Genomic DNA, 16,605 nt, shown 5'->3' with positions numbered 1-16,605 from the left:
CGTGACCGCAAACTGGCTCCGTCGGCCGCAGGTCCTGATCGCCGCCGGCGTGTTCGTGCTGACCCTGGCCGTCTACAGCGCGACCCTCAATACGACGACCCCGTTCTGGGATGCCGGCGAGTTCATCACCACAGCGCACATCGTGGGCGTGCCGCACCAGCCGGGTACGCCGCTCTACGTGCTGATGGGCCGCGTCTTCGACGTGCTGCTCAGCGGCTAGCCCGACATCACCCAGGCCTCGTACCGGACCGCGTGGGCCGTCAACTTCATGTCGGCGTTCTTCAGCGCGCTGGCCGTCACCTTCATCTACCTGCTGATCTGGGAACTGGCGAGGCGCGCCGACCCCGATTCGGGCTGGCTGGCGCACGTAGGCGGCGTGGCCGGGGCGTTGTTCCTGGCCTTCTCCGAGACATTCTGGAGCAACGCCATCGAGGCGGAGGTGTACGGCCTGGGGGCCTTCATGCTGGCCCTGCTGGCCTGGCTGGCCGTGCGCTGGTACGACGAGCGACAGCGCGCGGGCAGCGACATGCTGCTGCTGTTGATGATCTACCTGCTGGGCCTGGGCGTGGGGTTCCACCTCGGGACGCTGCTGGTGTATCCTGGCATCTTCGTGCTGCTGGTCCTGGCCTCGCGCCGCAAGCTGGCAATGGTGGACCTGCTGCTGATGAGCGGCGGCCTGGCGCTCTTCCTGCTCTCGACCACGCTGCACAACAACGGGCTCCTGGTCGTCATGCTCATCGGCTACCTGGCGCTGGTCGGGGTGCGCGCCGCCACCGGCCACCGGTTCGCGCTGTACGGCAGCGCACTGTTCTTCCTGGGCTTGACCGTGCATGCGATCATGATGATCCGCGCCGGCGCCAGCCCGGAGCCGTTCATCAACCAGACGGCGCCCGAGGACTTCAAGACCCTGATGTCGGTGATCCGGCGCGAACAGTACCCGCCGCTCAACCCGTTCACGCGCCAGGCGCCGCTGGGCTGGCAGTTCGGCTACTACTACCGGTTCCTGTTCGAGCAGTTCTATTTCCTGGGCACCGGCAGCGGGCTGCTGACGACCATCTCGACCATCGTGGGACCCATCTTCCTGGCCCTGGTCGGCGTGATGCAGGGCCTGCGGCGCCTGCGTCCGCTCATCTTCGTGCCGCTGATCGGCTACCTGATCAACGGCGAGATCCTGACCCTGTACCTGAACTTCACCAACCACGAAGTGCGCGAACGCGACTACTTCTACTTCGCGGCGTTCATGTTCGCGGCCGTGTTCATCGGACTCGGCGTCTCGGCGCTCCTGCGCTACCTGGCCGGCGCCGAGGGCAAGTCGGCCGCCGAAGTGGAGGCGACCGGAGGCGACTGGCGCGCGCCGGCCAAGCCGGTGAAGCTGAAGCCGGCCGTGCTGGCGGCCGCGGGCGTGCTGGTCCTGCTGCCTCTGCTGCCTCTCATGCCCGGCAGCACGAAGTACTTCGAGCACGACAACACCAACAACCGCATCGCCTACGAGTACGCCTGGAACATCCTCGCCGGCTGCGACCAGAACGGCATCCTGTTCACGAACGGGGACAACGACACGTTCCCGATCTGGTACCTGCAGGAAGTCGAGAAATTCCGGCGCGACGTCACCGTCGTGAACCTGTCGCTGATCAACCTGCCGTGGTACATCAAGCAGTTGAAGCACTCGCCGGAGAATCCGCTGGCCATGCAGCGGAGCGACGCCGAGATCGACGCCCTGCGGCACCGGCTCTACGAGGACCCGAAGACGGGTGAGCGGCAGTTCATCATGATCAAGGACTATGTCCTGCACGACATCGTCACGGCCAACCAGGGCGAGAAGGGGCGGCAACTGTTCTTCGCGGTGACTATCCCGCAGGAGAACATGCAGCGCTACTACCCGAACCTGCAGATGGAGGGCATGACCTACCGCCTGCTCGACAAGGCCGGACCGGACAACCTGCCGGTGACCGATCCGCAGGCGGTGCTGCAGAACATGCTGGGCGTCTACAAGCTGGGCTCGGTCATGCAGACCGACGATGCCGCGCGCAACAGCGTCTACCGCGCAATGGCCGGGCTTTCGACCGACGGCCCGCGCCGCGGCCTGGGCCAGTCTTCCCGTGAACTGCGTGCCAGCGACCTCGACTCGCTGGCACGCATGATCGGCCGCCCGCGCACGGACCAGTACCGGGTGCCCAACGCCACGTTCCTGCTGGGCAACTACCCGGCGGCGCTCAATCGCGCCGGTTACGAGTTCTACCTGCAGGCGACCGAGGCCGCCGCCACCGACCAGGCCCGCTACAAGGACCTGCTCGCCAGTGCCCTGGCGGCATTCCGGGCCAGCCTCGCGATTGCGCCGTTCAACGACCAGGCGCTGGAGTTCTTCCCGCTGCTGCTCGTGCAGGCCTATCGCGACGACGAGGCCAAGACGTTCCTCGGCTCGTTGCAGGGCAACGTGCCGGTCGAGATGGAGGAGCGCACGGTCTTCAACAGTATCCGCGGCTTCGTCCGCGGCGGCGTCCCCGAGTTGGCCGTGCAGTGGCTTGCCGAGCGCCTGTCGGCCCAGCCCGAACGGAAGTTCTATTACCAGGTGCTGTTCAGTGTGCACCAGGCCGTGGGCGACGTGGCACAGGCGCGCGCGGTCATGGAAGCCTGGCAGAAGCAGAGCGGCGAACAGGACGCCGACATGGCCCGCGGCATCGAGGAAATGCGCAAGCAGTCCGGCACGCGGGAGCAGGAACAGATCAAGCAGCAGGTGGAGGAAGCTCTTGGCCGCTGAGCCCATGCGTGGCGCGGACGCGCGCGAAATCGTCGCCGGCCTTCCCGGCCGCGTCACCTCTGTACTGTGTCCCGGCGCGCCGGTGGTCGTCACCGGCTGTGCCGGGTTCATCGGCAGCACGGTCAGCGAAGCGCTGCTCGAGCTGGGGTGCCGGGTCACAGGCGTCGACTGCCTGACCGACTATTACGATCCGGCGCTCAAGCGCGAGAACCTGGCCGGTTGCCTGGCGCATCCCCACTTCACGTTCCGGCAGGAGGACCTGCAGCAACTGGACCCGGTGGCTTTGCTGGCGGGGCAGCGTGCCTGCTTCCACCTGGCGGCGCAGGCGGGCGTGCGGGCCAGCTGGGGCGACTACTTCGCCGAATACCTTGGCCGCAACGTGATGGCCACGCAGCGCCTGCTCGAGGCCTGCCGGCAGCCGTCGGTGAAGGATACCCTGGCGCGATTCGTCTACTCGAGCAGCAGTTCGGTCTACGGTGACCAGGAGCAGTTGCCGGTCACGGAACAGGCCCTGCCGCAGCCGTTGTCGCCGTACGGGGTGACCAAGATGGCAGCCGAGCACCTGTGCGTGCTCTATGCGGCCAACTTCGGGGTGCCGACCAGCAGCCTGCGCTACTTCACGGTCTACGGCCCGCGCCAGCGGCCGGACATGGCCTTCCGCAAGTACATCGAGGCGGCGCTCGACGGCCGCGTGTTCCATGTCTACGGCGACGGCCGGCAGACGCGCGACTTCACCTATGTGGGCGATGCGGTGCGTTCCAACCTGCTCGCCGTTGCCTGCGACAAGTCGTGGGAAGTGTTCAATACGGGCGGCGGCAGCCGCGTGGCTTTCGGCGACTCGCTGCAGTTGCTCGGCGAGTTGCTGCGTGAACAGGCGCCCGGCGTGACGGCGACCCTCGAGTATCGGCCCACCGCCGACGGCGACGTGCGCGACACCTTCGCCGAGCGCACGCACGTCGAGAAGACGATCGGCTATCGTCCCACGGTCGAGTTTGCCGAAGGCCTGCGACGCGAGGTGGCCTGGGCCATCGCGCGGAGGCGGCAGTCATGAGCGATGAGAAGGCCGGACCTGCGCCCGACGATGCCGGCGACGCGGCCAACGGCGATGCTGCCACCTGCGACCTGTCGGTCGTGGTCCCGGCCTTCAACGAGGCCGAGTCCCTGCCCGAACTTGTCGAACGCATCGCTGCCGCGGCGGCCTCGCGCAACCTCTCGTGGGAAGTTTGGGTCATCGACGACGGCAGCACCGACGACACGTTCGCGGTCACGGAGCGGCTGGCCCGCGAGCGCCCGCAGGTGCACGGGCTCTCCTTCGGCCGCAACTTCGGCAAGGCGGCGGCGCTGGCCGCCGGATTCCGCGCGGCCGGCGGCGCCGTGATCATCACCATGGACGCCGACCTGCAGGACGACCCGGCCGAGATCCCGGCGCTGATGGACAAGCTTGACGAGGGTTTCGACCTGGTCTCGGGCTGGAAGCAGAAGCGTCGCGACAGCCTGGTCAAGAACCAGACGAGCAAGGTGTTCAACTGGTTCACCAGTCGCATGTGCGGGCTGCACCTGCACGACTTCAACTGCGGGCTGAAGGCCTATCGGCGCGAGGTCACCCGGCGTGTTCGCCTGTACGGCGAGATGCACCGCTACGTGCCGGCGCTGGCGCACCTCGAGGGCTTCCGCGTTGCCGAGTTGCCGGTGCGGCACGCGGCGCGCAAGTACGGCCGCACCAAGTACGGCATGGCGCGGTTCATCAACGGCTTCCTCGACCTCTTGACGGTGTATTTCCTGCACGCCAAGCGCACGTCGCCGCTGCATTTCTTCGGGCGGCTCGGGCTGGCCTGCCTGACGGCGGGCGGCGCCATCAGCCTGTACTTCCTGGTCTGGTGGATGACCGGTCACGGCCTGCGCGTGCGGCCCACGATGGTGCTGGGACTCGTGCTCATCGTGCTGGCCCTGCAGTTCGTCAGTCTGGGCCTCATTGCCGAGATGATCGTGGCCGGGCGCCGGCCCGAAACCGATTACCGGGTCAGTCGCCGTGTTTGAACACGATGGGCCGCGGGCCGCGTCACCGCGTGTGCCGCTGCCGCCGCTGGTCGTGGTCATCGTCAACTGGAACGGCATGGCCGTCCTGCGCGACTGCCTGGCCTCGTTGCGCGACAGCCGGTATCACGGGCTGCGCGTGATCCTCGTCGATAACGGTTCCACCGACAACTCGGTGCCCTGGACGCGGCAGCACCACCCTGGCGTCGAGATCATCGAGGCGGGGGAGAACCTGCGCTGGGCCGGCGGCAACAACGTGGCGTTGCGCCGCCTGCTCGCGGAGGACGGCGATCCGCTCATCCTGCTGCTCAACAACGATACCATCGTGCCGGAGGGCAGCCTGCACACGCTGGCGCGGGCACTGGCAGCCGATCCGCTGGCCTGGCTGGCGACCCCGCGCATCTGTTACGCCTCGGATCCGGCCCGCGTCTGGTACGACGGCGGCGTGGTGGGCCGGCACAGCGGCTGGGTGCGGCACGACGGCATCCGCAAGCTGGCCGGCCGACTGGACCCGCAGCCGCGCTATGTGGACTACGGCACCGGTTGCGCGCTGCTGATGACGTCGGAGGCGCTGCGGCGCCTGGGGCTGTTCGACGAGTCGTTCCATTTCTACGGCGAGGACGCCGACTACTCGCTGCGGGCTCGCGCTGCGGGCGGTCGCATCCTGCATGTGCCGCGTTCGCTGGTGCTGCACAAGGTCTCGGCAACGCTGGGCCAGGAAAGCCCGCAGCGGGCCTGGCTGCGCAGCCGCAGCCACGTGCGCCTCATGCGGACGCACTGGCCCCGGCGGGAGTGGCCGCTGCTGCTGCCGTCGCAGGCGGGGTACTTTGCCGGCCACATGGCCTGGAACCTGTGGCACGGGCGGCTGGCGACGGCGCTGGCGATCTGGCAGGGGGCCATCGACGAATTGAGCGGGCGCAGCCATTAGCGGCGGCGCCGCGGCGGTTTACGGCCGGCGGCGCTTTCTGCTATGATCAAGGCTAACCGCGATTTTCCGCAACGGGTTGCAACCTCGGGAGAGGACATGGCGCGAACTGGATCACGCGCGGCGGCACCCGCCGTCCCGCCCACCGGGCCGACCGGCGGGCCGGACCTGTTGCGGCGGCCCTGGGCCCGCTGGCTGCTGCTGGGGCTGGGGGTCTGGCTCGTCGTGGCCGTGATCTATCCGGGGCCGATGTTCCTGGGGGAGACTTTCCGCAGCGCGGACGCAGACAATGCCAATGCCTTCGCTAAGGTCGGTGACGCGGCGCGCTCCGCCGGCGGCTACCCGCACTGGAACCCGTACCTGTTCGCAGGCATGCCTACATTCGGGTCGCAGACATATGTGCCGGGACTGTATCCGCCCACAGTGCTGTTCTCGTTCCTGCAGGGCACGCTCGGCCTGCCGCCGCTGACGTGGATGATCGCCCATTTGATCTTCGGCGGCCTGGGCATGGTCTGGCTGCTTTCGCGCTGGAAGCTGCCGACCTCGTCGCTGCTGCTGGGGGCAGCTCTCTACCTGCTGTTTCCGCAGGTCGTGGCCTGGGGCGTGCATGGCCACGGCACGAAGCTCGGCGCCGCGATGTACCTGCCCTGGATCGTCGGCTGGACGTTGCGAGCGTTGGATGGCGCCGGTGTTCGCGCAGTCGGCATGCTCGGGCTGCTGACCGGTCTGCAATTGTTGCGCGGCCACCCCCAGATCAGTTACTACACCCTGGCTGTCGCCGGCTGGCTGGCTGTCTGGGGGATCGTGCGCCCGTTCGAGGCAGCCGGCGAGTTACTGGTGGCGCGCGTGCGCGCGCTGCGACTCGGCACCGTCATCGCGGGTCTGGCCCTCGGGTTTCTCGTGAGCGGAGTGTGGTTGGTGCCTGTGTCCGAATACACGGGCATTTCGATCCGGGGGCAGGACGAGGCAGGCGGCAGCGGCGTCGGACTCGAGTACGCCAACGGCTGGGCGCTGGCTCCCGCCGAACTGGGGACGCTCGTGCTGCCGGCCGCCGCCGGATTCGGCCAGGCGACCTACCTCGGCCTGATGCCGTTCAACGACTACCCCAACTACTACGGTTTCCTCTGGCTGATGCTGGCGGCATTTGCGTTCGCCCGCGGCGGGCGCAGCCTGTGGGGTTCGCTTGCGGCGCTTTCGGTGCTTGCGGTGTTCGTCTCGTTCGGGACCTTCGGCTTCGGGCTCTACGAGCTGCTCTACAACACGCTGCCGTACTTCAACAAGTTCCGCATTCCGTCGATGATCCTCGTCGTGCCGGCGTTCGCCCTGGCGGTACTGGCCGCACGCGGCCTCGCGCGCCTGGGTGAGGGCGTCCGGCCGGGCGGCCGGCCCCTGCTGCTGCCGGTGGCCGTGGGTGCGCTCGGGCTGCTGCTCCTGGCGGGTGGCGCCGCGTCGCTGTTCGAGGGGCCGTACCGGTCCTCGCTCCAGTCGCTGGCCGCCGCGGCGCAGCGACAGGTGCCGCCGGTCCTGCTCGACGCCGCCTGGGCGCTGCACCAGGCGAGCCTCGTGCGCATCGGGCTGGTGCTGCTGGCAGCCGCCGCGGCTCTTCTCTACGCCTCGCGGAACGCGACCTTCCGGCAACGCGGCCTGGCCTGGGTGCTCTTCGCCCTGGTGGCGGTCGACCTGCTGGGCGTCGACCGACTGATCGTGCACCCGGAATCGGGACTCATGACCGTGGTGGCCGGCGCCGACGGGAAGGGAAGGCTGGTTGACGCAGGCCCGTTGCAGGTGAAGCCTGCGGCCGTGCGCGACAGCGGACCGGCCCCCGGCGCCGCCGCGCTGGCCGCCGCTGCAGGACACGACCGCATCTGGCCGCTCGGCGAGGATTGGCAGCGCAACACCTGGATGGTCGACGGCGTGCGCTCGCTCGGCGGATACCACCCTGCAAAGCTGGCGAACTATGAGGCGATCCGGAAGCGGCTCTACGGCGAGCATCCTGCCGGGCGCCTGGCCTCATGGCTCGGCGCACGCCTGGTCGTATTCGACGGGCAGCTGTCACCGGACGACCTGCAGCTTCTCGCGCAAGAGGGCTGCGACGTCGAGCCCGAACCGTTCCCTGCCGGCGATGTCTGGGCCTACCGCAACCGCTCGGCCCTGCCACGGGCGCGGCTGCTGACGAGTTGGCAGCCGGCTCCCGCAGCCGGCGCCGGCGTGCTCGGCGCCTTCCTCGATCGCATCCAGGCCGGCCAGGTCGATGTCGCCAACGTCGTCCACCTGGACCGCGCTCCCGTGCCGGCCCCCGTGCCGGCGGCGTCGCCGTTGCCGGCGCCCGAGTTCGTGACCGACGGGCTCGACGAGGTGGTGCTGCGCACGCGCGCGGCGACGCCGGCCGTGCTGGTGCTGGCCGACATGGCCGCCCCGGGCTGGACGGTGCAGGTCGACGGCCGCGAGGCCGACCTGCTGACGGCCGACCTGGTGCTGCGCGCCGTGGCCGTGCCCGGCGGCGAGCACACCATAGCGTTCCGCTACGAGGACACGTCGTACCGCCGCGGTTTGACTCTGACGGTGATCGGGGCCATCCTCACGGGCGCCCTGGTGGCCTTTTCCTTCATTCCCGCCGGAGTACTGAGGCGCCTGCGCGGCGCCCGGCGCGAAGGGATCGCCGGCTGATGAACGACCACGCCCAGCCCCGGACCTGCCCGCCGCTGGAACCCACTGCGGCCGTCGTCGTCGTGCCCACCTACAACGAGGCCGACAACATCGGGCGGCTGGTGCCGCAGATCCTGGCGCGCGACCCGCGCCTGTCGGTACTCGTGGTCGATGACGGCTCGCCCGACGGCACCGCCGCCATCGTCAAGGCGCTGCCCGGCTTCGGCGAGCGCATCCTGCTGCTGGAGCGCACGAAGAAGGAAGGCCTCGGCGCCGCCTACATCGCCGCCTTCAAGTGGATCCTGGCCAATACGAAGTTCGACGTCGTCTTCGAGATGGACGCCGACTTCAGCCACGACCCCTCGGCGCTCGACGAGTTCCTCGTGAAGATCCGCGATCACGACCTCGTGCTGGGCAGTCGCTATCTCTACGGCATCACCGTCGTGAACTGGCCGCTGCGCCGCCTCATCCTCAGCGTGGGCGCGAACCGCTACGCCGGGCTCGTCACGGGCCTGCCGATCAAGGATTGCACCGGCGGCTTCAAGTGCTTCCGGCGCACGACGCTCGAGCGCCTGCCGCTCGACTGCGTACGCAGCGACGGCTACTCGTTCCAGATCGAGATGACCTACCACTGCTGGAAGCGGGGGATGCGCATCCGCGAGATGCCGATCATGTTCGTCGATCGGCAGGTGGGCATCTCGAAGATGTCGCGGCGCATCATCATCGAGGCGATGTGGATGGTCTGGGCCCTGCGACTGCGCAGGATGGCCTGATGACGAACGTGCGTGGCACCGGCGCGGAGTCGAAGGTCCGGCTGTGTGTCGTCATCATCCACTACAACACCAGCGAGGACCTGGCGCGCTGCCTCCAGTCCATCTCCGCCTATCCGCCGGCGGTGCGCCACAAGGTCGTCATTGTCGACAATGCCTCGCACGACGAGGGCCTGGCCGCCGTCCACCAGCGTTTCCCCGCCTGCCAGTGGATCTTCAATACCGAGAACACCGGCTATGCGCGCGGCTGCAATCGCGGCATGGCCGAGGTTGAGGCCGACTACTACCTGGTCCTCAACCCGGACATCGTGGTGCAGCCGGGCGCGCTCGACCGCCTGCTCGAGTTCGCCGATGCGCACCCGCGCGCCGGGATCGTGGGCCCGCAGCTGCTGAACGAGGACGGCAGCCTGCAGGAGTCCTGCCGCCGCTTCTACACGCTGCGCACGCTGCTCCTGCGCCGCACCGTGCTGGGCAAGCTGTTTCCCGACAGCCGCACGGTCCAGCTTCATCTCATGCGCGACTTCGACCATCGCACCAGCCGTCCCGTGGACTGGATCCTGGGCGGGTGCCTGCTGGCGCGCCGCACGGCCCTGGACCGCTGCGGCCCGATGGACGAGCGCTTCTTCCTGTATTTCGAGGACGTCGACTGGTGCTACCGCATGTGGCAGGCCGGTTACGAGGTGCAGTACACGCCGGATGCGCGGTTCATCCATCGCCATCGCCGGGCCAGCGCGCGCGGCCGCTTCGGGCGCTCGTGGTGGCTGCACCTGGGCAGCCTCATCTCCTTCTACGAGAAGTGGGGGATGTTCGTCTGGCTGCTGAAGAAGTGGCGCGATCCGCTGCTGGCCCAGCTCCTGTGGGTGCTGGACATGGCGGGACTGGTGGCGGCGTTCGCCGGCGCCTATGGGCTGCGGCAGGCGGCCGGCAGCTGGTTCGCCGAGCCGCTGTTCCCATTCTCGGAGTACCTGCCGCTGCTGGGCTTCGCCGGCCTGCTGGCCTCGGTCACGTTCCTGCTCACAGGCCGCTATCGCGTCGACGTGCGTGACGGCGCGCGAAGCCTCGGCGAACACCTGCAGCAGGTGGGCGTGGTCGCGCTGCTGCTGCTGGCGGCTACCTACCTGGGCAATCTGGACGTGGTCAGTCGCGCCGTGCTGCTGGCGTTCATCCCCCTGCTGGGGTTGCTGACGTTCGCCGGCGACAGGCTGGTGAGGCGGGCCCGCCGGCGCCTGGAGCGGGGACGCCTGACCCTTGAGCGCACGCTGCTGGCCGGGCCGCCGGCGCGGGTGGGGGCCTGGCTGGCGTCGCTCCGCGACCCGGCGCGACACGGCCTGGACGTGGCCGGCTACGTGGCCGAGCCGGCCGCGGGCGCCGGGCTTTCGGCTCTGGGCGGGGGCGAGGTGCCCTGGCTGGGGCGTCCGGCGGAGATTCCCGAGATCGTCAGGCGCTATCGCGTCTCGCAGGTGGTATTCTGGGAGGAAGCCGGGCCGCATTCCCCGGCCGACTGGGCCGTGCTGGCCACGTTGCGCCGCCAGCGCATCCGCCTGCGCTGGCCGCTCGACGCCGCCTGGCTGGCCGTTGCCGGCGATCGTGTCGAGACTTTCGGGGACGACCTGAGCGCGGTGCACCTGTCGGGCGGTACGAATCCCCTGGCCGGCCTGTGGCGACGGCTGGGCGGCATGGTGGCCGGTGCCGCCCTGTGGCTGCTGGCCGCGCCGGCGTGGCTGTGGCTGCGGGCCGTGCGGAGGCGTCGCGGTTCTGCCGCGATCACCGAGGTGGCCTTGAGCGACCTGTGGGGCCACGATCCGGTGCTGACCCTGGCCACCGATGCGGCGGGGCGCGTGCTGCCCCTGTCGTGGCAGTGGAAGCTGGCGGGGCCCCTGGCCCGGGGAGCAGTGGCCTTGTCAGGGCCGCGGCCCCAGACCGGCGGCCGGCGCGAGACGCCGCGCACACCCGCCGACGTGCTCGGGTTCTGGAACAGTGTGCCGCGTGCGCCGGGCTTGACCGGCGCCTGGCGGCGGCGCCCGCCGGCAGCAAGCCGGGACGGGCCGCAAGGATGAGGCAACTGTGGCGGGATCCGGGCGGCTTCGGCCTGCTGACGGCCGCCCATTCGACGACCGGTATCCACGCGTCCGCCGATGTGCGTACGCAGGAAGAGGGATCGTGACGATGAGCGCGAACAAACATCCCCGGATGCAGGTGCGGCAGGGTCTCAGCGGCGGCTTTCGTGACCGTTGCCGGTCCGCCGTGAGCGCGTTGTTCCTCGGGGCCGGCCTGGTGGCGGCGGCGGGCGTGGCGGCCCAGAGCGTGGACCTGGATCCGCTGTTGCTGCAGCATGACGTCACGGCCATGGTGGAGGTTGACGGTCACCTCTTCGCGGGCCTCGACGGCGGCGGTGTCGCGGTGCTGCCGGTCGACAACCTCGAAGGTGCGGTCATCTGGACGGCAGGCGCCGACCTCTCGGGCAACGACGTGACGGACATGGCCTGGACGGGCGAGAACCTGTGGGTCGCCACCGGCGGCAACGGCCTGACGCGGGTCAGCGATCCCGCCGGATCACCGGCCTTCCGCCAGTTCGCCATCAACCTGGGCGGACTCGACCTGACGGCCGTGACCGGCGGCATGATCGGCGGCAGCGAGCGCGTCTACTATGCGATGGACGGCGCCGGCATCGGCCAGATCGTCGACGGGCTCTCGGGCAACCTCTACACGGCCGAACAGGACGACCTGATCTCGAATACCGTCAACGCGATGCAGATCTGGGAAGGCCAGTTGTTCGTGGGCACGCCCGTCGGCGTGTCGCGCTTCGCGAACAACGTCTTCACCGACCAGAATGCGGGATTCGGCAGCCTGGTCGTGAACGACTTCGCGATCGACAGCGACGGCAACCTGCTCGCGGCGACCAACGGCGGCATCTACCGCTGGAACGACACCAACTCCACCTGGCAGTACGTGCGGGGGATCGGCGCCTGGGTGATGCGCGTCAGCTGCCGGGCCGACGAGATCTGGGCCCTCGGCGTCGACGGCAGCGGCAACGGCGTGATGGAGGCTTCCTCGGGCGGCATCTGGCGCGTCGTGGCGCTGCCGAAGGCGAAGTGCCGCTCGGTGCTGGCCGGCGCCGACGTCTGGATCGGCGGCCGCACCGTGCAGGCGAGCGGCTCGCGCGTGCTCGAACAGGCGTACGTGGGAAGGCGCGAGGCCGCCGACCAGTTCACGCTGCATGAGTTCGGGTCCAGCCTGGTCCGCAGCGCCGAGGGCATCACCTTCGGCGCCGGTGGCGAGGCCTGGATCGGCGACTGGGGCGGTCGCTACGTGTCGAAGCTCGACGACGGCCAGTGGTCGCACCTGTGGGAGAGCGCCAATGTCGCGCCCGATTCCAACGGCATCTTCACCGCCGGCGGCAACGTCCTGGCGATGGCCACCGGTCCCGACGGCACCGTCTGGGCCAACCAGTTCACGGTGGGCCTGTTGCGGATCGACGGCGCCACGGGCAAGGTGAATCACCTCACCGCCGCCACCAGCGGGCTTTCGACGCACTTCATCGTCAACCTCGTCACGCATCCGGACGGCCCGTTGATCGCGATGTTCGACGCGTCGAACACGGTGTCGAAGGTGGACGTGCTCGTGGATCCCGCGCACTGGCGCAACCCGGGCAACTGGATGGTGCTGCCGCGCGACGGCGGCCTGGGCTCGGGCCCGACGGTCTGGGACGCAGTGGTCGAGCGGCGCGACGTGATCTGGTTCGCGGTCGAGGACGTGGGCCTGGTGCGCTGGGACATCAACGGTGACGCGGCCGGACCGAACGATACGCTGACGTGGCTCGACCAGTCGGATGACCGCTGGGACGCACCGATCACCGCCATCTCCGGCACGACGCTGGACCCGGGCAAGGCTGTCGCGCTGGCCCTGGGCCGCGACGGCACGTTGTGGGCCGGCGGCAACGGCGTCGTCCAGTTCACCTACGACAGCGTGGCGCGCCGCGCGACGCTGCTCACCTCCCTCAGCGAGAAGGTCGCCTCTTCCTCCGAGGGCCTGGTCAACGGCAACGTGGCGGACCTGGCCGTCGACGTGAACGGCGACGTCTGGGTCGCTACACGCACCGGCTTGAACCGTGTCAACGGCAGCGGCAACAGTGTCACGGTCGAGGCCTGGATCGACCTGGCCAACTACTACGGGTCCACGACCTACCAGACGCTGTATTCGGAGATCGCACCGCTGCCCGGCGTGACCTACCGCAAGATCGTGGCTGACGCCACCGGCAGGCAGCTCCTGTTGAGCTCGGACCAGGGCACTGTCCTCATCACCGTCGGCAGCGGCGGCGGCACCGACGGGACAGCCGGCCTGTTGGACAACGCCTACTGCTACCCGAACCCGTGGCTGCCGGATACGGCCGGGACGGCCGGATTGCGGATGGCTGGATTCCCCGGCGGCGTCTCGGCCGATGAGCCGGCACTGGTGGAGATCTACGACCTGCAGGGCGAGCTCGTCTACGCGGACGACAGCGTGGTGTCGGAGCTGGCATTCTGGAACGGAACGAATCGCATGGGCAACCGCGTGAAGGCGGGGATGTACGTCATCCGCGTCAGCTGGGGCGGGCAGTCCAGGGCGCTGACGTTGGCAGTGGTACGCTGAGCGGGCTCGGCAGCGCGCTTCGGCGGTAACGATACGGGGTTCGCATGGGCGACATTCAGGGAACCGGGTTCATTGCGCGCGACAGCTTCCTGCCGTTCTTCCGGCCGGACCTGGGCGAAGCCGAACTGTCCGCCGTCACCGAGGTGCTGCGCTCGGGCTGGCTCACCTATGGGCCCAAGGTGCGTGAATTCGGCGATGCCTGCGCCGGCTACCTGGATGTGCCGCACGCGGTGCCCGTGGCCAGCGCGTCGGCCGGCCTGCTGGTGGGCCGGAAGGCACTCGGTGTGGGGCCGGGCGACGAAGTGGTGCTCCCGTCGCTTACGTTCGTCGCCACGCTGGGCGCGGTGGTGCACTGCGGGGCGCGACCGGTCCTTGCCGACATCGACCCGGCCAACCTGGGCCTGGACCCGGCGGCGTTCGCCGCCGCCATCACCCCGCGCACGAAAGCGGTCATCCCGGTGCACCTGGCAGGACATCCCTGTCGCATCGAGGAGATCCTGGAGATCGCCCGGCCGCGCGGCATCCGTGTGCTCGAGGACGCGGCCCATGCCTTCGGCGCCGAGGTGCACGGCAAGCGCCTGGGCGGGCTCAGCGACGCGACGGTGTTCTCGTTCTACGCGACCAAGTGCATCACCAGCGGCGACGGCGGCCTGATCACGACGTGCGATCCCGATGTGGCGCGTCGCGTGCAGGTGCTCAGTTTCCACGGCATGGACGGCAACGCCTGGCAACGCTACACGGACAAGGGACGCTGGTACTACGAGATCGTCGAGTTCGGCTACAAGATGCATCTCGGCGACCCGGCCGCCGCCCTGGGGCTGGTCCAGCTGGGGCGCGCCGACGCCTTCATGGCGCGTCGTACAGCCATTGCCGAACGCTTCACGCAGGAACTGGCCGGGACACCCGGGTTGACCCTGCCTTCGGCGGCCGACTGGTGCACGCACGCCTGGCACCTCTACCCGGTGCGCGTGGATCGCGCGCTCATTGACGGCGGGCGCGATGGCGTGATCGCCGACCTCACCGCGAACCGCATCGGCAGCTCGGTGCATTTCATCCCCCTGCACTACCATCCCGTGTTCCGCGAGGCGGGCGCCGAGTTCGCGCCGCACCTGGGCGAGACGGAGCGGTACTTCGACGAGGCGGTCAGCCTGCCGCTGTTCCCGTCGATGACCGAACAGGAGATCGTCGACGTGGTCACGGTCGTGCGCGAGAGCCTGCGGCGGCGGTGCCGTTGAAGGGCGAGTCGGCGCCGGCGGCTTCGGTCCCGGCGATCCGCATCGAGAACACCGCGACGGCCCCGCCGGGCTGGGACGACCTGGTCGAGGCCGACGGATCCTGCGACTATCCGCACACGGCGTACTGGAACGAGTGTGCCGCCCGCGCCCTGCCGGGGGCGATGCCCTGCTGGCTGACGGCGCGGCAGGGGGACAGGCTCGTGGCCGGACTCGTCGCGGTGTCCCGCGCGGTGGCGGGCGGCCCGCTGGCGCGTCGGCGCCTCGACAGCAGCGTCGAGGGCACTTCGTGCGGGCCACTCGTGGTGCGCGATCTGCCGGTGCCCGACCAGGCTGCCTGCGCGCGCGCGCTGCTCACGACCTATCGGGGCCTGCTGCCGGGTCCACTCGGCGCCGTCACGTTCGCGCTCGGGCCCGAACGGGAGCGCAGGTTCGGCTCGTTGGCGGCATCGATGGGCGGCTGGACGCGACATGAGTCTCCCACCGCGGTCATCGACCTCGAAGGCGACGCCGAGACCGTCGCGCTTACCCGGCTCTCGAACAGCAAGCGCAATGAGCGCAACCGCGGGTTGAAGCGCGGCGCGGTGGTGTCCGCTACGCGTGACCCGGGCGACCTTGCCGAGTACTACCCGCTCTATGCCGCGGCTGCCGCGAGCTGGGGCATCGTGCCGACGCCGTTGTCCTTCCTGCAGGCGCTGCTGGCCGACCCGCTCGAACGGGTGTTCTTCACCTGTATCCGTTGCGAAGGCCGCGTGATCGGCGGTCACCTGAACCTGCACCTCGGCGACCGCGTCTTCGCCTGGAACGGCGTCAGTGACCCGGCTGTGGCCCGCAGCCATTTCCCGGGCACCTTGTGCATGTGGGGCGACATCGTCGAGTCCTGCCGGCGGGGAGCGCGACAGCTGGACATCGGAGCCAGCGGCGGTATCACGTCGCTCGAGGGATTCAAGCGCTACTTCGGGGCCGGGACTGAGGAACGCGGCTACTACGTCTGCGAGGGCGCGGCTCTCCGTGCGGTGCGCGCCACGCGGGTCCTGCTAGGGCGTCCGGTCTTCGGGCGGCCTGACCGCGGCGTGCCCGGACACCGCTGGCACGATGGCCGCACCGGGACGCCGCGCGAGGAGGACACACCGTGAGCCTGGTCTCCGCCGGCACCCGCATCTTCGCCGGGCGCGTGGGCCAGGTCGCGGCCAATGCCGCAGTCGTGGTGCTCGTTGCGCAACGACTGGGCCCGGCGGGGCAGGGACACTACAGCCTCACCGTCGCCGTCACGCTGCTCGCCGCTTCACTGCTGGGCGGCGGCATGGGGCTCGCGGCGGTGCCGGCGCTCAGGCAGGGTCGTGTGCGGCCGCAACGCCTGATGCGAGCGCAGTTCCTGTGGATGGCCGCGATGTCACTGGTGTTCGGGGCTGCCGCGCAGGTGGCCGTCAGCGGCGATGCGGCCGCCGCCTGGTTTGCCTCGCACCTCGGCTGGACGCCCGAAGTCGGGCGCCTGGCTGCAGCCGGCGCCTTCGGCATGATGGGCTTCCGAGATCTTCACCTACAACCTGCTGGCGCGGGGCCGCCTGGTTGTCGGCTCGGCCATCAACGGCTGGCGCGCGTTCGGCCACC

General features: G+C 69.5%; 12 protein-coding genes. 11 read left to right on the top strand and 1 reads right to left on the bottom strand.

Features of this window, described 5'->3' with window-relative positions:
- Nucleotide 1 precedes the first annotated feature (1 nt).
- From IPG61_02945 to IPG61_02895, 11 genes are all read left to right on the top strand, one after another.
- A complete protein-coding gene (locus IPG61_02945) occupies nt 2–220 on the top strand; it encodes a DUF2723 domain-containing protein (protein ID MBK6733048.1) in 219 nt (72 codons plus the stop codon).
- Between the two features lie 48 nt (nt 221–268).
- A complete protein-coding gene (locus tag IPG61_02940) occupies nt 269–2,758 on the top strand; it encodes a DUF2723 domain-containing protein (protein ID MBK6733047.1) in 2,490 nt (829 codons plus the stop codon).
- Between the two features lie 4 nt (nt 2,759–2,762).
- On the top strand, nt 2,763–3,809 hold the full coding sequence (locus tag IPG61_02935; GenBank protein ID MBK6733046.1) for a GDP-mannose 4,6-dehydratase: 1,047 nt from the start codon (nt 2,763–2,765) through the stop codon (nt 3,807–3,809).
- Nucleotides 3,806–4,795, top strand: a complete 990-nt coding sequence (locus IPG61_02930) for a glycosyltransferase family 2 protein (protein ID MBK6733045.1) — start codon at nt 3,806–3,808, stop codon at nt 4,793–4,795. The genes IPG61_02935 and IPG61_02930 overlap by 4 nt, the downstream gene beginning before the upstream one ends.
- Nucleotides 4,788–5,720 carry a glycosyltransferase family 2 protein gene (locus IPG61_02925; protein MBK6733044.1) on the top strand — a complete coding sequence of 311 codons (933 nt, stop codon included), beginning with the start codon at nt 4,788–4,790 and terminating at the stop codon, nt 5,718–5,720. Before IPG61_02930 ends, IPG61_02925 begins: the two co-directional genes overlap by 8 nt.
- 96 nt (nt 5,721–5,816) lie before the next feature.
- Nucleotides 5,817–8,384 carry a hypothetical protein gene (locus IPG61_02920; GenBank protein ID MBK6733043.1) on the top strand — a complete coding sequence of 856 codons (2,568 nt, stop codon included), beginning with the start codon at nt 5,817–5,819 and terminating at the stop codon, nt 8,382–8,384.
- The gene (locus IPG61_02915; GenBank protein MBK6733042.1) at nt 8,384–9,136 is read left to right on the top strand and encodes a polyprenol monophosphomannose synthase; all 753 of its coding nucleotides are present in this window, start codon (nt 8,384–8,386) and stop codon (nt 9,134–9,136) included. The genes IPG61_02920 and IPG61_02915 overlap by 1 nt, the downstream gene beginning before the upstream one ends.
- The gene (locus IPG61_02910; GenBank protein ID MBK6733041.1) at nt 9,136–11,190 is read left to right on the top strand and encodes a glycosyltransferase; all 2,055 of its coding nucleotides are present in this window, start codon (nt 9,136–9,138) and stop codon (nt 11,188–11,190) included. The genes IPG61_02915 and IPG61_02910 overlap by 1 nt, the downstream gene beginning before the upstream one ends.
- A 109-nt stretch (nt 11,191–11,299) precedes the next feature.
- On the top strand, nt 11,300–13,762 hold the full coding sequence (locus IPG61_02905) for a hypothetical protein (protein ID MBK6733040.1): 2,463 nt from the start codon (nt 11,300–11,302) through the stop codon (nt 13,760–13,762).
- 44 nt (nt 13,763–13,806) lie between these two features.
- Entirely contained in the window at nt 13,807–14,997 is a 1,191-nt protein-coding gene (locus IPG61_02900) for a DegT/DnrJ/EryC1/StrS family aminotransferase (protein ID MBK6733039.1), read from the top strand.
- Nucleotides 14,988–16,130 carry a GNAT family N-acetyltransferase gene (locus IPG61_02895; protein ID MBK6733038.1) on the top strand — a complete coding sequence of 381 codons (1,143 nt, stop codon included), beginning with the start codon at nt 14,988–14,990 and terminating at the stop codon, nt 16,128–16,130. Before IPG61_02900 ends, IPG61_02895 begins: the two co-directional genes overlap by 10 nt.
- Before the next feature lie 257 nt (nt 16,131–16,387).
- On the opposite strand, the gene IPG61_02890 is transcribed toward IPG61_02895, so the two are convergent.
- Nucleotides 16,388–16,534: a hypothetical protein gene (locus IPG61_02890; protein ID MBK6733037.1), complete on the bottom strand. Its 147-nt coding sequence runs from the start codon at nt 16,532–16,534 to the stop codon at nt 16,388–16,390.
- Between the last annotated feature and the right edge of the window lie 71 nt (nt 16,535–16,605).

Source organism: bacterium (genome assembly GCA_016703265.1).
In the GTDB taxonomy this organism is placed as follows: Bacteria; Krumholzibacteriota; Krumholzibacteriia; order LZORAL124-64-63; family LZORAL124-64-63; genus CAINDZ01.
This window is presented reverse-complemented; position numbering and strand designations above follow the sequence as displayed.